General features: G+C 71.8%; 22 protein-coding genes. 12 read left to right on the top strand and 10 right to left on the bottom strand.

The features are described 5' to 3' along the window. Positions 1 to 118: 118 nt before the first annotated feature. From J7E93_RS29580 to ilvA, 3 genes are all read right to left on the bottom strand, one after another. Positions 119 to 964 (bottom strand): ABC transporter permease, encoded by an 846-nt coding sequence (locus J7E93_RS29580; RefSeq protein ID WP_215073074.1) that lies wholly within the window; start codon positions 962 to 964, stop codon positions 119 to 121. Further along, positions 961 to 1,989, bottom strand: a complete 1,029-nt coding sequence (locus tag J7E93_RS29575) for an ATP-binding cassette domain-containing protein (protein ID WP_215073073.1) — start codon at positions 1,987 to 1,989, stop codon at positions 961 to 963. The genes J7E93_RS29580 and J7E93_RS29575 overlap by 4 nt, the downstream gene beginning before the upstream one ends. Positions 1,990 to 2,243: 254 nt before the next feature. Next, positions 2,244 to 3,473: a threonine ammonia-lyase gene (gene ilvA, locus J7E93_RS29570; RefSeq protein ID WP_215073072.1), complete on the bottom strand. Its 1,230-nt coding sequence runs from the start codon at positions 3,471 to 3,473 to the stop codon at positions 2,244 to 2,246. 148 nt (positions 3,474 to 3,621) lie between these two features. Here ilvA and J7E93_RS29565 point away from each other — a divergent pair, with 148 nt between their 5' ends. From J7E93_RS29565 to J7E93_RS29550, 4 genes are read left to right on the top strand one after another with little or no spacing between them, the layout of a single operon-like run. Beyond that, complete coding sequence (locus tag J7E93_RS29565; RefSeq protein ID WP_215073071.1) at positions 3,622 to 4,137, top strand: MarR family winged helix-turn-helix transcriptional regulator; 516 nt, start codon at positions 3,622 to 3,624, stop codon at positions 4,135 to 4,137. 31 nt (positions 4,138 to 4,168) lie between these two features. Further along, the gene (locus J7E93_RS29560) at positions 4,169 to 4,636 is read left to right on the top strand and encodes a sigma factor-like helix-turn-helix DNA-binding protein (RefSeq protein ID WP_215073070.1); all 468 of its coding nucleotides are present in this window, start codon (positions 4,169 to 4,171) and stop codon (positions 4,634 to 4,636) included. After that, complete coding sequence (locus tag J7E93_RS29555) at positions 4,633 to 4,884, top strand: hypothetical protein (protein ID WP_215073069.1); 252 nt, start codon at positions 4,633 to 4,635, stop codon at positions 4,882 to 4,884. The genes J7E93_RS29560 and J7E93_RS29555 overlap by 4 nt, the downstream gene beginning before the upstream one ends. Before the next feature lie 50 nt (positions 4,885 to 4,934). Then, the gene (locus J7E93_RS29550; protein WP_215073068.1) at positions 4,935 to 5,126 is read left to right on the top strand and encodes a DUF1059 domain-containing protein; all 192 of its coding nucleotides are present in this window, start codon (positions 4,935 to 4,937) and stop codon (positions 5,124 to 5,126) included. A 146-nt stretch (positions 5,127 to 5,272) separates the two neighbouring features. On the opposite strand, the gene J7E93_RS29545 is transcribed toward J7E93_RS29550, so the two are convergent. Then, on the bottom strand, positions 5,273 to 6,427 hold the full coding sequence (locus J7E93_RS29545) for a cystathionine gamma-synthase (RefSeq protein WP_215073067.1): 1,155 nt from the start codon (positions 6,425 to 6,427) through the stop codon (positions 5,273 to 5,275). 73 nt (positions 6,428 to 6,500) lie between these two features. Here J7E93_RS29545 and J7E93_RS29540 point away from each other — a divergent pair, with 73 nt between their 5' ends. The 4 genes from J7E93_RS29540 to msrA all read left to right on the top strand — a co-directional run bounded on the left by J7E93_RS29540 (position 6,501) and on the right by msrA (position 11,546). Then, a complete protein-coding gene (locus tag J7E93_RS29540; RefSeq protein WP_215073066.1) occupies positions 6,501 to 7,610 on the top strand; it encodes a hypothetical protein in 1,110 nt (369 codons plus the stop codon). A gap of 249 nt (positions 7,611 to 7,859) precedes the next feature. Next, the gene (locus tag J7E93_RS29535) at positions 7,860 to 9,461 is read left to right on the top strand and encodes a M48 family metalloprotease (protein WP_215073065.1); all 1,602 of its coding nucleotides are present in this window, start codon (positions 7,860 to 7,862) and stop codon (positions 9,459 to 9,461) included. A 153-nt stretch (positions 9,462 to 9,614) separates the two neighbouring features. After that, a complete protein-coding gene (locus J7E93_RS29530; protein ID WP_215073086.1) occupies positions 9,615 to 10,751 on the top strand; it encodes a hypothetical protein in 1,137 nt (378 codons plus the stop codon). 132 nt (positions 10,752 to 10,883) lie between these two features. Next, the gene (gene msrA, locus J7E93_RS29525) at positions 10,884 to 11,546 is read left to right on the top strand and encodes a peptide-methionine (S)-S-oxide reductase MsrA (protein WP_215073064.1); all 663 of its coding nucleotides are present in this window, start codon (positions 10,884 to 10,886) and stop codon (positions 11,544 to 11,546) included. A 16-nt stretch (positions 11,547 to 11,562) separates the two neighbouring features. On the opposite strand, the gene J7E93_RS29520 is transcribed toward msrA, so the two are convergent. Continuing rightward, positions 11,563 to 12,351, bottom strand: coding sequence for a helix-turn-helix domain-containing protein (locus J7E93_RS29520; RefSeq protein WP_215073063.1), 789 nt, complete (start codon positions 12,349 to 12,351; stop codon positions 11,563 to 11,565). Between the two features lie 51 nt (positions 12,352 to 12,402). On the opposite strand from J7E93_RS29520, the gene J7E93_RS29515 reads away from it, so the two are divergent. Further along, a complete protein-coding gene (locus J7E93_RS29515; protein WP_215073062.1) occupies positions 12,403 to 12,831 on the top strand; it encodes a VOC family protein in 429 nt (142 codons plus the stop codon). 281 nt (positions 12,832 to 13,112) lie between these two features. Beyond that, positions 13,113 to 14,789 (top strand): ribosomal protection-like ABC-F family protein, encoded by a 1,677-nt coding sequence (abc-f, locus tag J7E93_RS29510; protein WP_215073061.1) that lies wholly within the window; start codon positions 13,113 to 13,115, stop codon positions 14,787 to 14,789. Here abc-f and J7E93_RS29505 read toward each other — a convergent pair. Both J7E93_RS29505 and J7E93_RS29500 read right to left on the bottom strand, forming a co-directional pair. Further along, positions 14,772 to 15,140, bottom strand: coding sequence for a DUF1330 domain-containing protein (locus tag J7E93_RS29505; RefSeq protein ID WP_215073060.1), 369 nt, complete (start codon positions 15,138 to 15,140; stop codon positions 14,772 to 14,774). The genes abc-f and J7E93_RS29505 overlap by 18 nt on opposite strands. An 88-nt stretch (positions 15,141 to 15,228) precedes the next feature. After that, entirely contained in the window at positions 15,229 to 16,272 is a 1,044-nt protein-coding gene (locus J7E93_RS29500) for an NAD(P)-dependent alcohol dehydrogenase (RefSeq protein WP_215073059.1), read from the bottom strand. Between the two features lie 129 nt (positions 16,273 to 16,401). Between J7E93_RS29500 and J7E93_RS29495 the strand changes: the two genes are divergently transcribed. Continuing rightward, positions 16,402 to 17,265 carry a helix-turn-helix transcriptional regulator gene (locus J7E93_RS29495; RefSeq protein ID WP_215073058.1) on the top strand — a complete coding sequence of 288 codons (864 nt, stop codon included), beginning with the start codon at positions 16,402 to 16,404 and terminating at the stop codon, positions 17,263 to 17,265. Between the two features lie 113 nt (positions 17,266 to 17,378). Here J7E93_RS29495 and J7E93_RS29490 read toward each other — a convergent pair whose 3' ends face one another. After that, positions 17,379 to 18,647, bottom strand: a complete 1,269-nt coding sequence (locus tag J7E93_RS29490; protein ID WP_215073057.1) for an Ig-like domain-containing protein — start codon at positions 18,645 to 18,647, stop codon at positions 17,379 to 17,381. Between the two features lie 193 nt (positions 18,648 to 18,840). After that, the gene (locus J7E93_RS29485) at positions 18,841 to 19,194 is read right to left on the bottom strand and encodes a hypothetical protein (protein WP_215073056.1); all 354 of its coding nucleotides are present in this window, start codon (positions 19,192 to 19,194) and stop codon (positions 18,841 to 18,843) included. Positions 19,195 to 19,302: 108 nt separating this feature from the next. Here J7E93_RS29485 and J7E93_RS29480 point away from each other — a divergent pair, with 108 nt between their 5' ends. After that, a complete protein-coding gene (locus tag J7E93_RS29480) occupies positions 19,303 to 19,569 on the top strand; it encodes a hypothetical protein (RefSeq protein ID WP_215073055.1) in 267 nt (88 codons plus the stop codon). A 64-nt stretch (positions 19,570 to 19,633) separates the two neighbouring features. On the opposite strand, the gene hutH is transcribed toward J7E93_RS29480, so the two are convergent. Then, complete coding sequence (gene hutH, locus J7E93_RS29475) at positions 19,634 to 21,175, bottom strand: histidine ammonia-lyase (RefSeq protein WP_215073085.1); 1,542 nt, start codon at positions 21,173 to 21,175, stop codon at positions 19,634 to 19,636. Positions 21,176 to 21,289 lie beyond the last annotated feature (114 nt).

Raw genomic sequence — 21,289 nt, 5'->3', positions numbered from 1 at the left:
AGGGCCGGACCTCTCGGGGTCCGGCCCTTCGCACTGTGTGCACCGGCACCGGCCGCCGAAGGGGCGGTCTTCGTCGCCCTCCCCGACGGCCCGGTGGTCTCCGGCTACCTGCTCTGAGTCACACCGTCGCCGAGCGGTACTTGCGGACCGCCAGGGTCCGGAAGACCAGGATGATCAGCACCGACCAGAGGAGCGAGGCCCACACCGGGTGCTGCATCGGCCAGGCGTCGGACGGTGAGACCCCGGGGTTGCCGAAGAGTTCGCGGCACGCCTGGACCGTCGCGCTGAACGGGTTCCATTCGGCGATGTGACGCAGCCAGGGGGTCATCTGGCTGGAGTCCACGAAGGCGTTCGAGATGAACGTGACGGGGAAGAGCCAGATCAGTCCGCCCGAGGTCGCCGCCTCCGGGGTGCGGACCGAGAGGCCGATCAGCGCGCCGATCCAGGAGAAGGCGTAGCCCAGGAAGAGCAGGAGGGCGAAGGCGCCCAGCGCCTTGGGTATGCCCTCGTGGATGCGCCAGCCAACCAGGAGGGCGACGATCGCGAGGACCACGACCGTGAGGGCGGTCTGCACCAGGTCGGCCAGGGTGCGGCCGGTGAGGACCGCGCCGCGGGCCATCGGCAGGGAGCGGAATCGGTCGATGAGGCCCTTGTGCATGTCGTCGGCGATGCCCGCGCCCGCACCGGCCGTGGCGAAGGTGACGGTCTGGGCGAAGATGCCCGCCATCAGGAACTCGCGGTAGATGCCCGGAGAGGTCGAGCCGCCGATGTTCATGGAGCCGCCGAAGACGTAGCTGAACAGCACCACGAACATGATCGGCTGGATGAGCCCGAAGATGACCATCTCCGGGATCCGGGTCATCCGGATCAGGTTGCGCTTGGCGACCACGAGGGAGTCGCCGACGGACTGGGCTATGCCGCCGCGCGCTTTCGGGGGTGCGACAGCGTCGGTCACCGCGGTCACTTGACCGCCTCCTTCCGGCTCTTCCGGCCCTTCGTGTCCGCCGCCGCCCCGCCGTTCTCCTCGTCCGCCAGGTCGGCCGCGTGGCCGGTCAGCGAGATGAAGACGTCGTCGAGGGTGGGCCGGCGCAGGCCGATGTCGTCGATCTCGACGCCGACGGTGTCGAGATCGCGGATGACCTCGGCGAGGAGCTTCGCGCCGCCGGTGACGGGGACGGTCAGCTTGCGGGTGTGCTCCTCGACGGAGACCTCGCCGTGGCCTATGCCCGCCAGGCCGTAGCGGGCGAGGACGTCGCGGGCGCGGGGGATCATCTCCGGCTCGTGGACGACGACCTCGACGCGCTCGCCGCCCGTCTGGGCCTTGAGCTGGTCGGACGTGCCGCGTGCGATGACCTTGCCGTGGTCGACGACGCAGATGTCGTGGGCCAGGTGGTCGGCCTCCTCCAGATACTGGGTCGTCAGGAGCAGCGTCGTACCGCCCGCGACCAGCTCCTGGATGACCTCCCAGAGCGCCTGCCGGTTCCGTGGGTCGAGGCCGGTCGTCGGCTCGTCCATGAACATCACCGGCGGGGAGACGACCAGGGCGGCGGCGAGGTCGAGGCGGCGGCGCATGCCGCCGGAGTAGGTCTTCGCGGGGCGGTCGGCCGCGTCCGCGAGGCTGAAGCGTTCGAGCAGTTCGCCCGCCCGGGCCTTCGCCCGCTTGGCGTTCATCTGGTAGAGCCGGGCGACCATCTGGAGGTTCTCGCGTCCGGTCAGATATTCGTCGACGGCGGCGAACTGGCCGGAGAGACCGATCGAGCGCCGGACCTCGTTGGGATGCTTGAGCACGTCGATTCCGGCGACGACGGCCCTTCCGCTGTCCGGCTGGAGCAGGGTCGTCAGTACACGCACGGCGGTCGTCTTCCCCGCGCCGTTCGGGCCGAGCAGGCCCAGGACCGTGCCCTCGGGAACATCGAGGTCCACGCCGTCCAGAGCTCGTACGTCGCCGAAGGTCTTCACCAGACCTTCGGCGTAGATCGCGCCTGGCATGTGGGTTCTCCCAGCGAATTCGGGCGTTTTCCACCCAAGTTTAGGTTTGAAGGACCATCCCCGCCCAGTGGATTTGTGACGGGAGCCACACCATAACGCGATACATCGCGATACACAAGCCCTTCCGGAAAGGCTGTGGAGAACGAGCGAGCGCCGGGGACCTCCCGGTCCCCGGCGCTCGCCGTACTGCTCCGCCGCTCTCCATCGGCCCAGGCTCCCCCTCAGCCCAGGCTGTCCGTCAGCCCAGCTGTCCGTCAGCCCAGGACGACGTACCCCGCCTCCCGCAGCGCCGTCTCGACCTCCGCGCAGTGCTCCGGCCCCTTCGTCTCCAGGTGCAGCTCGACCTCCGCCTCCGTGAGTCCCAGCCGCGGATCGGTCCGCACATGGCTCACGTCGAGCACGTTCGCGTCGACGACGGTGAGCACCGCGAGCAGCGTCGCCAGCGCGCCCGGCCGGTCCGTGACCCGCAGCCGCAGGCTGAGGTAGCGGCCCCCGGCGGCCATGCCGTGGCGCAGGATCCGCTGCAGCAGCAGCGGATCCACGTTCCCGCCGGACAGCACCGCCACGACCGGCCCCCGGAACGCCTTCGGATCGCTCAGCAGCGCCGCCACCGGGCTCGCGCCTGCCGGTTCGACCACCAGCTTCGCCCGCTCCAGACAGAGCAGCAGCGCCGTGGAGAGGGCGTCCTCGGAGACGGTGACGACGTCGTCGACGTACTCCTGGACCATCGCGAACGGCACGTCGCCGGGGCGCCCGACCTTGATCCCGTCGGCCATCGTCGCCGGCGACTCGACCACGACCGGGTGGCCGGCGGCGAGCGAGGGCGGATAGGCGGCCGCCCCCGCCGCCTGGACGCCGATCACCCGCACGTCCGGCCGCACCGACTTCACCGCGAGACCGATGCCGGCCACGAGACCGCCGCCGCCCACCCCGACCAGGATCGTGCGGACCTCCGGGCACTGCTCCAGGATCTCCAGGCCGACGGTGCCCTGCCCGGCGATGATGTCCGGGTGGTCGAAGGGGTGGATGAAGACCGCTCCGGTCTGCGCCGCGTACTCCTCCGCCGCCGCCAGTGTCTCGTCGAAGAAATGGCCGTGCAGCCGCACCTCGGCGCCGTACTCCTGGGTCGCCGCCACCTTCGGCAGCGGCGCTCCCACCGGCATGAAGACCGTCGACCGCACACCGAGGAGCGCCGAGGCCAGCGCGACCCCCTGCGCGTGGTTCCCCGCCGAGGCCGCGACGACACCGGCCGCCCGCTGCTCGGGCCGCAGCCCCGAGATCCGTACGTACGCCCCGCGCAGCTTGAACGAACCGGTCCGTTGCAGGTTCTCGCACTTGAGGTGGACAGGGGCCCCCACCAGCGAGGACAGATACCGGCTGCCTTCCATCGCGGTCACTCTGGCCACCCCGGAGAGCATCTTCTGCGCCCCGCGCACATCGTCGAGGATCAGGGGATGCAAGGGGTGAGGCGTACGGAAGCTCATGACATCAAGTCTCGCAGCTCAACGGCGCCGTGGCCGCCCGGGCGAGAGGCGGTGCATCGGGTTTGCGCAGCGCAGGTACGGACCCACACAGGTCCGCGTACTCTGTCCCCCACCAACCGACCACCGCACGAGAGAGCCCCCCACAGCCATGCCCACATCTCAGGACATGACGACTGAGCATGACCCCGGTCTCCTCGATGCCCTCCAGCACCAGGTGGCCGTCTTCGCCCGCCGGGCCGAACAGACCCGTCTCGGCGGCACGGGCCAGCTCCGCAACTCGATGGACCGCGCCGCCTACCTGCTCCTGAACCGGCTCGACCAGGAAGGGCCGATGGGCGTCAAGGCGCTCGCGGCGGGCATGGGCATCGACTCGTCCACCGTCACCCGCCAGGTCGCCCCGCTCGTCGACACCGGCCTGGTCAAGCGCACCTCGCACCCGGAGGACGGGCGCGCGGTCGTCCTCCAGCTCTCCCCGCGCGGTCTCGCCCGCCTGGAGGAGGTCCGCTCCTCGCGCCGCGACCTGATGGCGCAGGTGACGGAGGGCTGGACGGCGGCGGAGCGCGAGTCGTTCTGCACGCTGCTGACCCGCTTCAACTCGGCTCTCTCCGCACGCCAGTCGGGCCTTCCCGCGAGCCCGGAAGGCGAGTCCTCCCCGACCTCTTGACCTGGGCCGCGCCCTGTCCTCATATGAGGACGTGCGAGATCGGCAGGACGGTCGAGGAGACGAACAGCCCCACCGCGCCCGGCAGTTCGAAGCGTTCGTGGCGGGGGCGGCGGGTCGGCTGCTGCATGCCGCGACGCTGCTCACCGCCGAGACCCGGACCCGCAACCCGCGCGCCCAGGCGCTGCTGACGGCATCGCTCGCGCACACCTACGCCCAGTGGGACCGGTTGCGCGGCGAGGATCCGTACGACCGCACCCGCGCCGACCTCGCCACCCGCTTCGCCCGCACCGCGTGGCGCCATCACCGCGGCCAGGGAGGGGTCCTCTCCGCGCTCGCCCCGCAGGAACGACTCGTCGTGGTGCTCCGGCTGTACGAGGGGGTGGCCGAGGAGCAGACCGCGGCCCTGCTCGGACTGCCGGAGGAGCGTGTGCGGGCCGTCTGTGCCCGCGCCGTCTCCGCGCTGCGCGCCGGCCCGTACGGAACGAGGGCCGCCTCGTGACCCGCCACGAGCAGCGGGAGGACGAGGTCCGGCGGATGCTCGAAACCGCGCACCCCCAGGTCCCCGGGGACCTGGCCGCACGCGCCGTCGAGCGCGGGACGCGGCTTCTGCACCGGGACCGGGTGGTGCGCCGTGCCCTGTGGGTGGTGCTGACCGCGGTCGTGATCGCCTTCGTGGTGTGGGCCTCGGTGGCCGAGCCCTGGGAGGTGCCCTCCACGGAGACGACGCCACCGCTCGAAGGCTGGTGAACGGATCTAGGCTGGAGGGAGCGGCACGCACCCGAGCGGAGGAGGCCGCCATGACCAGGAAGGTCGCCGACTGCCGCAAGGAGCCCAGCGTCATGGGCTGCACGCTCACCATCATCGGTGAGGAAGAGGAAGTCGTACGGGCCTCGACCGAGCACGCGATCTCGGTGCACGGCCACACGGACAGCCCGGAGCTGCGCAAGTCGGTCCGCGAATCGCTGGAGGACGAGAAGGTCCCCGCCTGACAGCTCCCCGCCTGAAGGTCCCCGTCCGAAGGATCCAGCGGGCCGGGCGCCCTCCGAGGAGGGCGCCCGGCCCGCACGTCCGTCGGACCGCTCGGCCGGACCGGTCGGCCGGCCTCTGCCGGACCGGCCTTTGTCGGGCCGGTCGCCTAGCCCAGCGCCTGGCGCAGGTCGGCCAGCAGGTCGTCCGCGTTCTCGATGCCCACCGAGAGCCGGACCAGGTCCGCCGGGACCTCCAGGGCCGAGCCGGCCACGCTGGCGTGCGTCATCCGCCCCGGGTGCTCGATCAGCGACTCGACACCGCCCAGGGACTCGCCGAGCGTGAACAGCCTCGCCCGGTTGCAGACCGCGACGGCCGCCTCCTCGCCGCCCGCGACCCGGAAGGAGATCATCCCGCCGAACGCCCTCATCTGCTTGGCGGCGATCTCGTGGCCCGGGTGCTCCGGCAGGCCCGGGTAGAGCACCTGGGTCACCTTCGGGTGCTGCGTCAGCATCTCGGCAACCTTGCCCGCGTTCTCGCTGTGCCGGTCCATGCGCACGGCGAGCGTCTTGATGCCGCGCAGCACGATCCACGAGTCGAACGGGCCGGCGACGGCGCCCATCGCGTTCTGGTGGTACGCCAGTTCCTCGCCGAGCGCCTCGTCGGCCGTCACCAGTGCGCCGCCGACGACGTCCGAGTGGCCGCCCATGTACTTGGTCAGCGAGTGCACGACCACGTCCGCGCCGAGCGCCAGCGGCTGCTGGAGGTACGGGCTCGCGAAGGTGTTGTCGACGACCAGCTTCGCGCCGGCGGTACGGGCCACGTCCGCGACCGCCGCGATGTCGGTGATCCCGAGCAGCGGGTTCGAGGGGGTCTCGACCCAGATCACCTTCGTACGGTCGTTGACCGCACCGCGCACCGAGGCGAGGTCGGAGGTGTCGGCGACCGAGAAGTCCACGCCCCAGCGCTGCACGACCTTGGCGAAGAGCCGGAAGGTGCCGCCGTAGGCGTCGTTGGGGATGACCACGTGGTCGCCGGGGGCCAACAGCGCCCGCAGCAGGCAGTCCTCTGCGGCGAGGCCCGAGGCGAAGGCGAGGCCGCGCCGCCCGCCCTCCAGGGCCGCGAGGTTCTCCTCGAGAGCGGTACGGGTGGGGTTGGCGCTGCGGCTGTACTCGTAACCGCCGCGCAGCCCGCCCACGCCGTCCTGCTTGTAGGTGGACACCTGGTAGATGGGCGGGACGACCGCGCCGGTCAGCGGGTCGGCCGTGTTGCCCGCGTGGATCGCGCGGGTCTCGAAGCTCTGGTGGATGTGCTGGTCGCTCATGGTTCAGGAGCGTAGTCCCGAGCACCCCCGACCGCCGCCCAGCGTCTCACCGGGTGTCCTGGACAATGGACACATGGAGATTCTCTGGTTCCTGATCGCGATGGGGCTGCTGATCGCGGTCGTCCTTCCGTACCTGCGACGCCGCCGGTCCGGCCTCGGCATCCACCAGGTCGCGCCCGGCTCCCCGGACGCCGCCGACCCCGAGGCGTACGGCTTCCTGCGCCAGGAGGAGCAGGACGTACGGATGCCCGGCCCCGACCGCGACCTGCTCGACGTCCTCGACGTCGTCCAGGCGACCCAGGACTGGCGGGCCGCCTCGCAGCTGCTCGCCGGTACGGAGAAGGAGGGCGAGGTCCGCTGGCAGCGCGTCCAGGCGTTCGCGGGCGCGGCCTCCCTGGAGCTCCAGCAGAAGCCGGGCGTCGGCGGGGCGTGGCTGCGCGCCTGGCGGGCGGATTCGCCCAAGGACCCGGGCGGGGCCGCCGTGCACGCCGAGTTCCTGGTGCAGCAGGCCTGGCGCTCGTCCGCCGCCGGCACCGACGACTTCCGGATCATCCTCGAGGAGGCCCGCAAGGTGAGCGAGGAGGCGGCGCTGCTCGCCCCCGGCGACCCCGTCCCGTACATCGTGCAGCTCGCCGTCGCCCGTGGACTCGGCTACAGCCACGAGGAGTTCGACCAGGTCTGGGCGAAGATCATCGACCGCGCCCCGCAGCACATGGGCGCGCACCTGGCGGCCCTGCACTACTGGTGCGAGAAGTGGCACGGCTCGCGCGCGGACGCCGACCGCTTCGCGACGGCGGCCGCGGCCCGCGCCCCGCAGGGATCGCTGCTGGCCGCGCTGCCGCTGTTCGCGGTGTACGAGCATCTGCCCGAGATCGTGCTCGTCCAGGACTTCTTCCGTACCGAGGTGGTCGCCAAGGCGATGGAGGGCGCGCTGTACGCGGTCCACTCGGCCCGCCCCGACGACCCGATGCTGGCGCACGTACGCCACCTGCTCGTCCTCTTCCTGATCCGCTCCGAGCGCTGGTCGGAGGCGATGCACCAACTGGTGCACGTGGACGGTCACGTGGGTGCGCTGCCGTGGACGCTGAGCGCGGACCCGGCGGCGGAGTACACCGTGTACCGGAATCTGGCGGTGGCGGGCTACGAGGCGAACGGCGGGAGCCCGGCGACGCTGCCGAGGTAGCCGCCTCGGAGGCTGATACGGGAGGGGTGCCCGTAGGGGGAGGGGCGCCGGTACGGGGAGAGGTGCCGGTACGGGAGGGGCGCCGGTACGGGAGAGGTGCCCGTACGGGGCGCCCGGCACGGCTCCCCTCCCGTACGAGAGCGCAGGTCGGGCGCCTTTCCCGGTGGACGGCCCGCCCGCCGATGGGTGATACTCCGCTTCCCCCCACAGCTCGACCGATCGTCTTCATCCGTGGGGGAACTCTGCCCAATGGGCGCTTCTCTGCGCGCGCTGCGCGCCCTCGTGCTGCTTGCCGGTTTCTATCTCCTCGGTCTCGCCGTCCTGACCGTCCTCGCTCTGATCGACTGGGCGGCGACGCTCTGGACCCCCGGTCCCTGGGCCCTGAAGTTCTACGTCGTCACCGCCGTCCTCGCGGTCCCCGTCGTCCGCGGCATGCTCCTGCTGCGCACCCCCACCGACGAGATCCCCGCGAGCGTCCTCGTCACCGACGCCGACGAGCCGCGGCTCTGGCGGGCCGTGCGGGAGCTGGCCGAGCAGGTCGGCACCCGGGCGCCCGGCGAGATCCGGCTGACCGCCGAGGTCAACGCCGCCGTCAGCGAGGACTCCCGGCTGCTCGGCCTGCTGGGCGGCCGGCGCCGCCTCTATCTCGGCCTTCCGCTCATGGCCGGGCTCTCCGAGGCGCGGCTGAGGGCCGTCCTCGCCCACGAGTTCGGGCACTTCACCCACGCCGACACCCGCCTCTCCGCCCTCACCGCCCGCTGCCGCGTCCAGGTCGAGCGGACCGTCGCGCACTTCGAGGAGAAGGCCGGCGGCAAGGTCGCCAAGGAGCGGGCGCGGCAGGAGAGGAAGGCCGCGAAGCGGATCGCCAGGGGCAGGACGGCGCACGAGATCGACACCACCGGTGTGGGCTTCACCCTCCGCACCATGGCAAGGATCTACACCGCTTACGGACGGTTCTCGCTGCGGGCCACGCAGGCCGACTCGCGCCGCCAGGAAATCGCCGCCGACCTCGCGGCGTCCCGCGTCGCCGGCCGTGACGCGACCGCGTCCGCGCTGCGCGAGATCGCCGTCGTGGAGGCGGCCAACGGCTTCTTCCTCGACTCGTACGCGACGCTGGGTGCCGAGTTCGGGATGCTGCCCCCGCACGGTGAGGTGATCGGCGGCGTACGGCATCTGCTCGCCGCGCGCTCGGAGGAGCTGGAGGACCTGCGGCAGGACCTGCCGACGCAGCCGGCCTCCCCCTACGACTCCCACCCGCCGATGGCCGAACGGGTCGCCCGACTCGAAGCGCTGGCCGACGACGGCCGGGGCGCGCCGGCCTCGCCGCCCTCGCTCTCCCTGCTCGTCTCGCCCGACCGCTCGCTCGCCGCGGTGGAGGACGTCTCCCTCACCGCGGACGCGCTGCTGATGCGCCGGGTGGAGTGGGCGGACCTGGTGCACGAGGCGATGAGCGCCCGTTCCATGAGCGAGGCGGAGCCGCTGCTGCACGCGACGGCCGAGGTGACCGGCACGGTGTCCCGGGGCGCGGTGCTGGACGCACTGCTCGACGCGGTCGACGCCGGAAAGGCCTGGGAGATCGCCGACCGGCTCCCGAAGTCAGAGCGGGCCGGCGCCGCGACGGGCCGCGCCGCCCGCGAGTTCGCCCGGCCGGTACTGCGGCGGGGCCTGTCACTGCTGGTGACGGACGCGCTCACCGAGGACGGGCGGGCGCGCTGGCAGCTCTCCTGGGCAGCCCCGGCCGTCCTGCTCCTGCCGCCCGGATACGAGGACGAGCTCCCGGCGGCCCTGGACGCGGCGGTGGCGGACCGCCCCGACACCGGCCCCCTCCGCATGCTTCTGCACACGCCCTGAATCCGCCGCCCTCCGCGAGCCCCGAGACCGCCGAGACCGCCGAGAACGCCGAGAACCTCGCGAACCGCCGCATCCCTGAAGTCCCTGAAGTCCCCGAACTCCCCGATACCCCCGCACCCCCGAACCCCCTCCCGAGCACCCACCAAGGTCGTCATCGTGATCATCCTCTGGGTCGTCCTGACCCCCCTCGTCCTGGGCGTGCTGGCCCTCGGGCTGTACTTCCTCAAGGCCATCGTGCAAGGCACCATCGAGGGCCTGCGCTCCGGCACGGAGGACGAGGTCGCCGCCGAGGAGACGGCCGCGCGCGTCGCCGCGCTGGGCCTGCTGCCCCCCGAGCGCCAGAACACCGAACTGCCCGCACCGCTGCAGCCGGCCCTGACGGTGGCCATGGCGGCGGCCAGGGCCGGCGACTGGCAGCCCGCCGCCGACCTCCTCGACGCGACGGCGGCCGAGCGCGACTGGGAGCTCCGTACCCACTTCTGCGAACAGCTCGCGGACGTGGCCGCCGACGACGACACCTGGCTGCTGTCGTGGGAGAGCGCCCGCCCCGACGATCCGGCCGCGGCCCTGCTGCGGGCGCGCAGCACCGTGGTCCTGGCCTGGAAGGTGCGGGGCGCGAAGGGCGCGCAGTACACCACCCAGGAGCAGTTCGAGGGCTTCCGCCGCACGCTGCTCCGCTCGCGCGAGGAGCACACCCGCGCCGCGGCGCTCGCGCCCGAGGGCGACCCGGCTCCGTACGTGGGCGCCATCTGGACGGCGATCGGCCTCGGCCTCCCGCACGAGGAGCTGCGCCGCATCTGGAAGGAGCTCACGAGCCGCGCCCCGTACCACTACGAGGCCCACTTCTCGGCGCTGCAGTACTGGTGCGCGAAGTGGCGCGGTTCCGAGGCGCTCGCCCGGGCCTTCGCCGTGCGGGCCGCGGCCGAGGCCCCGGCCGGAACCCTGATGTCGGTCTTCCCGCTGATCGCGCACTTCGAGCACGACGACTCCGACTCGGCCGACGTCGACCGCACCCCCGAGATGTACGCGACGGTCGACGCGGTGCTCGCCGACGTGGCCGCCGCCGACCCGGACCACCCGCGACTGCCGGAGGTGCGTCATCTGCTGGCGTACTACCTCTACCTGCAGGAACGGTGGGACGAGGCACTTGAGCAGTTCCGCCGGGTGGACGGCCACGCGGGTGCCTTCCTGCCCTGGCGCTACCGGGGCAACGCGGCGGAGGAGTTCTGCCGGATGCGCGACGAGTGCGTGGCCCAGGTGTCCGACGCGCAGGCCGGGAAGGCGGGCTGACGCGGACGTGTCCGGCCGCGGCGTCGCCCGCGAGCGGTCGCGGCGGCGCCCGTGGGCGGTCGCGGGGGGCCGGGGGAATCCCTCCCGGTCCCCGCGCGTTGTGCGTAACGCCCACCGTCGAGGAGATGCCGCATGTTCCTGTCACGCACCCCCGTCCTCCCCACCCCCGAGCAGGCGCTGAAGGGCCGCGAGGTCCCCGAGTTCGCCGTGCCGGACCGCCACACCGTCCTCGGCAACCCGCTGCTCGGCCCCTACCCCGAGGGACTCGAGGTGGCGGACTTCGGGCTCGGCTGTTTCTGGGGCGCCGAGCGCAAGTTCTGGCAGACCGAGGGCGTCTGGACGACTCTCGTCGGCTACCAGGGCGGTTACACCCCGAACCCGGCCTACGAGGAGGTCTGCTCGGGCCTCACGGGGCACACGGAGGCCGTCCGGGTCGTCTTCGCCCCGGAGATCGTCTCGTACGAGCAGCTGCTCAAGCTCTTCTGGGAGTCCCACGACCCGACCCAGGGCTTCCGCCAGGGCAACGACGTCGGCACCCAGTACCGCTCGGCCGTCTACACCCACTCCCCCGCCCAGGCCGAGACGGCCGAGGCCTCCCGCGCCGCGTACCAGAAGGTCCTGACGGGCTCCGGCTACTCCACGATCACCACGGAGATCCTCCCGGCCGAGGGCCGCACGTTCTACCCGGCCGAGCCCTATCACCAGCAGTACCTGGACAAGAACCCGGCCGGCTACTGCGGCATCGGCGGCACGGGCGTCTCCTGCCCGATCGGCGTGGCGAAGGCCGAGGGCTGACCCCGGCGCGGGACCGTCATCCCGACACGTCCCCGCGGGCGCGGTCCGGGCTGAACAGCAGGATCGACGAGCCCGGCGCGTCCGGTGTGTGCAGCATCGAGAGCGTGTACGGTCCGGCGCCGGTGATCCGGACCGTACGGGAGGTGAAGGCGCCCACCGACCGGCACGTCCACCACGTCTCCAGGTCCGGGCGTTCGGCCGCGAGGAGCGACGTCAGGGCGCGGACCGCGGGATCGCCGGGGCGGGTGTCCGCCCCGGTACGGACGTACCGGTGGAGGTCCATGGCCTGCGGCTCCCAGTCGGGCAGGAGCCGCTGGTACTCCGGGTCGGTGGCGAGGAGCAGCAGCAGGTTGCGCCGTGCGGTCGGGACGGCGGCCGGGTCCGGCCAGAGCCGGGTGTAGGCGGTGTTCCACGCGGTCATGTGCAGGACGCCGTCGAGGAGGATCGCGGGGCTGTCCGGCCAGCCTTCCAGGAGAGCGGGGTCCAGGGCCGGTTCCCGCACGGTCTCGGGTGGGGCGAAGCCCGCGAGACGCAGCACGTGGTGGTGGGCGTCGGTGTCGAGGCGCAGGGTGCGGCTGACGGCGTCCAGGACCTCGCGGGAGGTGTCCACCCGGCCCTGTTCGAGCCAGGTGTACCAGGCGACCCCCACCCCCGACAGCGCCGCCGCCTCCTCGCGCCGCAGGCCGGGTGTGCGCCGGCGCCCGCCGGTCGGCAGGCCGACGTCGGAGGGCGCGATCCGTTCGCGGTGGGCGCGCAGAAAGGTGCCCAACGCGCGGCGGAGCGCGAGCCTATGAGTGTCGGTCACAGCATGAACGCCTCTCTGGTCCCGCTCGGGCGGCGCGGCGACGGTGGTGCCATGAACGCAGACACCACCGTCCTCTGGCGGGTCAACAACGATTCCTCCCGCCTCACTTCCCCGCGTGCGCTGATCCGGGTCTTCACCGGTCCCGGCACCCTCGAAGAGCTCACCGCCCGCTACGAGCGTGTGCAGGGCGTCGAGCGCGACATGTGGTTCACGTATCCGGCCGCGCGGCTCGCGCTCGCCGTCGTCGGCGGGTTCCTGCTGATCGAGGGCGAGCCGGCCGACGTCGCGCGTTTCCGCGAGGTCGACGGCACGCTGCTCGTCGACTCCGCGGGCGCCCACCTGGAACGGCTGACGGCCGAGGGCGGCGAGGTGCTCGACCCACTGCACGCCGTGCCGACCGGCGCCGGGTTCACCGCCCGGCATCCGGACGGCACGATCGTCGAATACGTCGAGCACCGCCCGGATCCCCGGGGCCGGTGAGGCTCCGGGGCCACCGACCGCCGCTGCCCGCCGTGGCCGTCCGCCAACCGCCGCACAATCGCGTCGGCGGCGTCGGCGGCGGCGGCGGAAAAAGGGACTGCGCGGCCGGCGGGCCGCGTGGCACACTCGGGCCCATGGGTTCGTACTACTTCTTCCGCTGATTCCGGCCGCGGACACGGCCTGACCCGCTGACCGGCGCCCTCCGGGCCCCCGGCAGCGGCGGTCGCCGTGTCCCCGCCCCGACCGGCCCGAAGGAACCCACGCTCTCAGGGAAAACACCCATGCGCGACCGCGCCCAGCTCACGCTCCGCCATGTCTCCACGTCCTACGGGGACCGTTCCGTCCTCGACCAGGTCTCCCTCACCGTCCGCCCCGGCGAGAAGACCGCCGTCATCGGCGAGAACGGCTCCGGCAAATCCACCCTGCTCCGGCTGCTCGCCGGGGTGCAGGCCCCCGACTCGGGGGAGGTCACCCTCCGTTCCCCCGGTGGGACCGCCCGGCTCGCCCAGACGCTCGCCGAGACCTTCGGCGTCGGCCCCGAGCACACCGTGCGGGACGCCGTCGACGCGGCCCTCGCCGAACTCCGCGCGATGGAGCGGCAGATGCGGTCCGCCGAGGAGACCCTCGGCTCCGCGACACCCGAGGAACTCGCCGCGTACGGCGAGCTGTCCACCCGGTACGAGGAGCGGGGCGGCTACCAGGCCGACGCCCGCGTCGACGCCGCCCTGCACGGCCTCGGCCTCGGCCATGTCCCGTACGAGCGCCCGATCGGCACGCTCTCCGGCGGCGAGCAGGCACGGCTGGCACTCGCCGGTGTCCTCGCCTCGGGCGCCGAGCTGCTGCTCCTCGACGAGCCGACGAACCATCTCGACCGGGCGGCCGCGGCCTGGCTGGAGGAGCGGCTGCGGTCCCATCGGGGCACGGTGGTGGCGGTAACCCACGACCGGATGTTCCTGGAGGGGATGGCGACGGCGATCCTGGAGGTCGACCGGGACACCCGCGCGGTGACCCGGTACGGCGACGGCTGGGCCGGCTACCGGGCCGCCAAGGCCGCCGCCCGCCACCGCTGGGCTCAGCGGCACGAGGAGTGGCGGGAGGAGGTGGCGCGTACGGAGGAACTGGTCGCCGCGGCCGGGCAGCGGCTCGCGGTGTCCGGCAAGGATCCGCGACAGGGGTTCGGCAAGCACCGCCGCTCGCACGAGAACAAGCTCTCGGGGCAGGTCAGGGCGGCTCGGACCCGGCTGGAGCAGCTCCGCAGGGAGCCGGTGCCGGCCCCGCCGGAGCCGCTGCGCTTCACGGCCCGGATCGCCACCACGGACACCACCACGGATACGGGCACGGGCACGGGCACGGATCCAAGCACCGGCACCGGCACCGCCGGCCGTCCCGTCCTCGCCGAGCTCGGTGACATCGTGGTCGGCGACCGGTTGCGGCTGGACGAGCTGCGGATCACGGCGGGCGACCGGCTTCTGGTCTCCGGCCCCAACGGGGCCGGCAAGACGACCCTGCTGCGGATCCTCGCCGGTGAGTTGCGCCCCGACGCCGGCACGGTCACCCGCCGGGCCCGGGTCGGCTACCTGCCGCAGGAGTTGCCCGCCGTACCGTCCATGAAGCCGCTCCTGACGGCGTACGCGGCGGGCCGCCCCGGCCTGCCCGAGGAGTACGCGGACGAGTTGCTGGGTCTCGGGCTCTTCCGGGAGGAGGACCTGGCCGTGCCGGTGTCCGCGCTCTCGGTGGGGCAGCAGCGGCGGCTGGAGCTGGCTCGTCTGGTCACCCGGCCGGCCGATCTGCTCGTCCTGGACGAGCCGACCAACCATGTGGCGCTCTCCCTGGTGGAGGACCTGGAGGCGGCTCTCGACGCCTTCGAGGGGGCGGTGGTCGCGGTCTCCCACGACCACCGCTTCCGCGCCGGATTCCGGGGCGGGCGCCTCGAACTGCGCTCAGGCCGGGCCGTCTGACGTGGGCGCCTGCGCGGCCCGCATCAGGGCGGCGGTCGCCGCCGGGTCGTAGCCGGGTGCGACTCCGTCGATCAGGAGGATGTCGCCGTCCATGTGCCGGGTGCGCAGCGGGATCAGCTCCTGGTAGGCGGCGGAGTCGTACCAGTCGCGCGCCTGGTCGAACGACGGGAAGCCGATGATGACGAGCCCGCCGGGCCAGGCGCCCTCGCGGACCTCGCGCTTCGGGGCGCCGTGGACGAGGAAGTGGCCGCCGAAGGGGTCCAGGGTGTCCTGGATGCGCTCGATGTAGGTGAGGACCTCGTCGTCGAGGACGGGCTTCGGGTGCAGGTTTCCGAGTGCGTATGCGGTCATGACGCAAGAGTGCCGGGGCATGCCGTACGGGGTCGATTACCCCGGACGTCATGCACCGGCACTCTCGCGAAGAGGATCGGGCTGCGGATCAGATCGTCGACGCGTCGATCACGAAGCGGTAGCGCACATCGCTCGCGAGCACCCGCTCGTACGCCTCGTTGATCTGGTCGGCGCGGATGAGCTCGATCTCGGCGCCCAGGCCGTGGGCCGCGCAGAAGTCGAGCATCTCCTGCGTCTCGGCGATGCCGCCGATCATCGAGCCGGCCAGCGTCTTGCGGCCGCCGATCAGGGAGAACAGGTTGAGCGCGATCGGCTCCTCGGGGGCGCCGACGTTGACCAGTGCGCCGTCCGTCTTGAGCAGGCTCAGGTAGGCGCCGAAGTCGATCGGGGCCGAGACGGTCGAGACGATCAGGTCGAAGGAACCGGCGAGCGCGGTGAAGGTCTCCGGGTCGCTGGTGGCGTAGTAGTGGTCGGCGCCGAGCTTGAGGCCGTCTTCCTGCTTCTTGAGCGACTGGCTGAGCACGGTCACCTCGGCGCCGAGCGCGTGGGCGATCTTGACGCCCATGTGGCCGAGGCCGCCGAGGCCGACGATCGCGACCTTCTTGCCGGGGCCCGCGTTCCAGTGGGCGAGCGGCGAGTAGAGGGTGATGCCGGCGCAGAGCAGCGGGGCCGCCTCGTCGAGGGAGAGGCCGTCCGGGATGCGCAGGGTGTAGTTCTCGTCGACGACGATGTGGGTGGAGTAGCCGCCGTAGGTCGGCTCGCCGTTCTTGTCGAGGGCGTTGTAGGTACCGGTGCCGCCCTTGACGCAGTACTGCTCCAGACCCTGCTCGCAGTACTCGCACGTACGGCAGGAGTCGACGAAGCAGCCGACGCCGACGCGGTCGCCGACCTTGTGCCGGGTGACGCCGGCGCCGACCTCGGTGACGATTCCGGCGATCTCGTGGCCGGGCACCATCGGGAAGATGCCCTCGCCCCAGCCGTCGCGGGCCTGGTGGATGTCCGAGTGGCAGATGCCGGCGTACTTGATCTCGATGAGGACGTCGTGCTCGCCGACCGGGCGGCGCGGCACGGTGGTGCGCTCCAGCGGGGCGTTGGCGGCGGGTGCGGCGTAAGCGGAAACGTTCGTGGTCATGGCGGCAAGCCTGCCGGAGGGAGCGATCGCCGCCCAGACCTCTGTTCTGCCTACGTCCAGCGTGCCTACCACTGGCAGGGACAGGTACACCCGCCGTTTCGGTCGCCCGACCGGGAATACTTGGATGGTATGGATCTCAGTGCGGAACTCAGCGAATTCCTGCGCTCGCGCCGGGCTCGGCTGAAGCCCCAGGACGTGGGCCTGCCCGAGTTCGGGCGCCATCGCCGCGTGCCGGGGCTGCGCCGGGAGGAGCTCGCGCAGCTCGCCGGGGTGTCCGTGGCGTACTACACCCGTCTCGAGCAGGGCAACGGCCGCAATGTGTCCATGGAGGTCCTGGACTCGATCGCGCGGGCGCTGCGGCTGAGCGACACCGAGCGCGCGCATCTGACGCATCTGGCCAAGCCGACCGTGAAGAAGAAGCAGCGAGCGGCGATCACCCGGCCCCAGCAGGTGCGACCGGGCCTGCTGCATCTGCTGGACTCGATGGACGGGATCCCCGCGTTCCTCCTCGGGCGCCGGCTGGACGTGCTCGCCTGGAACCGGATGGCGCGGGCGCTGCTCGGTGACTTCGCGGCCATGGCGCCGGAGGAACGCAATGTCGCGCGGTTGGTCTTCCTGGACCCGAATTCGCGTGATCTCTACATCGACTGGGAGTGCAAGGCGACCGAGGTGGTGAGCGTGCTGCGGCTGTACGCGGGCTGCTACCCGGACGACCCGGCGCTGCTGGCGCTGGTCGGCGAGCTCTCGGTGAAGAGCGAGGAGTTCCGCTCGCTGTGGGCGGCCCACACGGTCACGGACAAGGGGCACGGGACGAAGCGGCTGCGGCATCCGCTGGTGGGCGAGATGACGCTGGGCTACGAGACGATGAAGGTGTCCGGCGGGGACCCGGACCTGATGCTCGTGACGTACCAGGCGGAGGCGGGGACGGCGTCGGCGGACGCGCTGCGGCTGCTCGCCAACTGGGGTGTGGACGAGCCTCTCGACGTACGGTGAGGCGCCTCGGCGTACGCTGACCCACCTCAACGTACGGTGACGAGAACGGCGGCCCCCTCGTGACGAGGGAGCCGCCGTTCTCTGTGCCTACGTTCTCTGTGCCTGCGTACGGATCAGAGCGCCGAGCCGGCCTTCCACTGCGACCAGCTCATGTTCCAGCCGTTGAGGCCGTTGTCGGGCGCGATCGTCTTGTCCTTGGAGTTCTTGACGATGACGACGTCGCCGACGATCGAGTGGTCGTAGAGCCAGGCGGCCATCTGGTTCGGGTCGCCGGCGCCCTTGACGTCGTTCAGGCCGACGCAGCCGTGGCTGGTGTTCACCGAGCCGAAGATCGAGTCCGAGCCCCAGTAGTTGCCGTGGATGAAGGTGCCCGAGGTGGACAGCCGCATGGCGTGCGGGACGTCCTTGATGTCGTACTCGCCCTTGCCGTCGTCGTCCGTGAAGCCGACGGTGGCGCCGTTCATCCGGGTCTCCTTGAACTTCTCGGAGATCACCATCTCACCGTTGTAGGTGGGGTTCTCCGGGGAGCCCGCGGAGATCGGGATGGTCTTGATCGTCCTGCCGTCCTGCTTGACCGTCATGGTCTTGGTGGCGACGTCGACGGTGGAGACCTGGTTGCGGCCGATCTTGAAGGTGACGGTCTTCTGCTGGACGCCGAAGACGCCGTCGGCGCCCTCGACGCCGTCGAGGTTCAGCTTCAGCGTGACGGTCGAGCCCTCGGTCCAGTAGTCGTCGGGGCGGAAGTCGAGGCGCTGGGAGTTGAACCAGTGCCCCACGACCTCCTGGCCGCTGCTGGAGGTCACCGTGATACCGCCCTGGACGGCCTTCTTGTCGGTGATCGCCTTGTTGAACTTGATCGAGACCGGCATGCCGACGCCGACGGTGGAGCCGTCCTCGGGCGTGAAGCTGCCGATGAAGCTGTTGGCCTGCGAGACGGTGGTGAAGGAGGAGTTCTCGTGGGCCTCCAGGCCGTCCGCGTCCTTCGCCGTCGCCGCGATCTTGTAGACGGTGGCGCGCTTCAGCTGCTCGGTGGGCTTCCAGCTGGTGCCGTCGGCGGAGATCTCACCCTTGACGCTCTCGCCCTCGGCGGTGGTGAGGGTGACCTCGGTGAGCGTGCCGTCGGTGACGGTGACCTTGGCGTCGTTGTTGATCGACGCGTTGGCGGCACCGTTCTCGGGCGCGATGGATATCTGGGCCTTGGACGTCTTCTGCGCCGCGGCCTCGTCGACCTGCGCCTGTGACTGTGGCGACTGGGAGCTGTCGGCGGCGCTGCCCTTACCGCCGTCGTTGCACGCAGAGAGCACCAATACGCCACCGAGCACCACGGCGGCCGCCGCCATGCGCTTGCGACGCTTGCTGTCCGTCATCACACGCTTCTCCATCGTCGCCGAATCCCTGCCAACACTCGTTGAAACATCCATGAGACCCCGCCCGGTTCCGGAACCGGGCGTTTTGTGGGGAACGCCACTGATCGACACGCAGGCGCGGGGCGTCCGGTTCCCGTACGGGCGAAGCCCCGGTGCGCGCCGCGAGGGCGACGCTTCACCGGGGCTCCGAGCAGAGGCGGGGCCGCTGCTACACCCGTTCGTCGTCGTCCGCGTCCTCCGCGTCGTCGTCCCCATCTTCCTCGTCGAGGTCCCACTCCTGAGCATCGGGGTCGTAGTCGATCTCCTCGCTGCTCCAGGAGGCCTGGACCAGCTCGATCCCGGGGACCGTACTGACGAGGTCGAACGGTTCGATGAGATAGGCGAGGGCCTCGGCGCTGTCCTCGCGCACGGCGGACCGGGCGTGCTCGCGCTCGTCCTCCGGCATGAACTCGTCGGTGCCGATCCGGGCGACGGCGGCCTCGGTCAGCTCCTCGGGGCCGTCGATCTCCAGGACGACTTCTACTCGAAGGCGTACATAACGTGATGTCTCGGAAGTACTCATACGTCGGAGCGTAGGCTGCCCCGGGTCCCGGCTTTCCTGCGACCCGCTGTTTTCACTAGCATCGGCGCACCTACCAATTCGCGGTTGCCGCAAGGGGGATCGAAATCTGTGTCCGTCGCACGCCGCCCGCTGCTGACCGCCACCGCCGCCGGGACGCTGCTCTGCGCTCTGTGGTTCGTTCCGTCCGCGAACGCCACCGATGAGGAACGGACCTCGGCGACGGTCACACAGGAGGAGCGCGCGGCGGCCGAGACGCGCCTGGCGGACACCGGCGGGGTCGACACGACGCCGTATCTGCTGGGTGGGACGGGTTTTCTGGTCGTCGGGGCCGGTTTCGTGACGCTGGCGATGAGACGCGGAGGCCGGGCCTCGTAGTCCGGACCGGAGCATGGCGAAGGGGCCGCCCCATCGGGGCGGCCCCTTCGCGTGTTCGCGTCCGCTAGGCCAGCGGGCCGGTGACCGGCTCCACGGCCGCGACGAGCCTGCCTTCGCTGACGAAGGTGTCGGCGGCCGCCAGGTCGGGGGCGAGGAAGCGGTCCGGGCCGGGTCCCTGGACGCCGGCCGCGCGCAGGGCGGCGATGGCGGCCTGCGAGGCGGGGGCGGGGGTCAGGCCGCGGCGCAGCTCGATGCCGCGGGTGGCGGCGTAGAGCTCGACGGCGATGATCCGGTTGAGGTTGCCGATCGCGGTGCGCAGCTTGCGGGCGGCGGACCAGCCCATGGAGACGTGGTCCTCCTGCATCGCGGAGGACGGGATGGAGTCGGCGGAGGCCGGGACGGCCAGCCGCTTCATCTCGCTGACCAGGGCGGCCTGGGTGTACTGGGCGATCATCAGGCCCGAGTCGACGCCGGCGTCGTCGGCGAGGAAGGGCGGCAGGCCGTGGGACCGGTTCTTGTCGAGGAGCCGGTCGGTGCGGCGCTCGGCGATGGAGCCGAGGTCGGCGGCGGCGATGGCGAGGAAGTCGAGGACGTACGCGACGGGGGCGCCGTGGAAGTTGCCGTTGGAGCGGACCTGGCCGTCGGGGAGCACGACCGGGTTGTCGACGGCGGAGGCCAGCTCACGCTCGGCGACCAGGCGGGCGTGGGCCATGGTGTCGCGGCCGGCGCCGGCGACCTGCGGGGCGCAGCGCACGGAGTACGCGTCCTGGACCCGGGGGGCCTCTTCCTCCTGGAAGTGGTTGGTGAGGCCGGAGCCCTTGAGCACGGCGAGCATGTTGGCGGCGGACGCGCCCTGGCCCGGGTGGGGGCGGATGGCGTGCAGCTCGGGTTCGAGGACCTTCTCGGTGCCGAGGAGGGCTTCGAGGGAGAGGGCCGCGGTGATGTCGGCGGACTTGTAGAGGGTGTCGAGGTCGGCGAGCGCCATGATCAGCATGCCGAGCATGCCGTCGGTGCCGTTGAGGAGGGCGAGGCCCTCCTTCTCGCGGAGCTCGACGGGCTGGATACCGGCGGCGGCGAGCAGCTCGCCGGCGGGCTTCACGGTGCCGTCGGGGCCTTCCGCGTCGCCCTCGCCCATCAGGGCCAGCGCGCAGTGCGAGAGCGGGGCCAGGTCGCCGGAGCAACCGAGGGAGCCGTACTCGTGCACGACCGGCGTGATGCCGGCGTTGAGGACGTCGGCCATGGTCTGCGCGACCTCGGGCCGGACGCCGGTGTGCCCGGAACAGACGGTCTTCAGCCGCAGGAACATCAGCGCGCGCACGACCTCACGCTCGACGCGCGGCCCCATGCCGGCGGCGTGCGAGCGGACGATGTTGCGTTGCAGCTGGGCGCGGAGCTCCTGGCTGATGTGCCGGGTGGCGAGCGCGCCGAACCCGGTCGAGACGCCGTACACGGGCTCGGGCTTCGCGGCGAGCGCGTCGACGACGGCGCGCGAGGCGGCGAGGGCCTGCACGGCTTCGGGAGAGAGCTCGATGCGGGCGCCGTGGCGGGCGACGTCGATGACGTCCTGGGGGGTGGTTCCGGACGTGCCAAGGACGACGGTGTGCATATCCATATTCAGCAGCCTACGGACTGAAGAGCCACATGTCACTAGGGAGCCGGTGGACCGCGCTCCCCTGGCGCCCGGCAACGCGCGAGGGGCGGTCGGGAGCCGTGCTCGGCC

This window comes from Streptomyces sp. ISL-36 (assembly GCF_018614205.1).
Classification (GTDB): domain Bacteria; phylum Actinomycetota; class Actinomycetes; order Streptomycetales; family Streptomycetaceae; genus Streptomyces.
The sequence above is the reverse complement of the archived record's forward strand: the minus strand, read 5'-3'. Positions and strand labels throughout refer to the sequence as shown.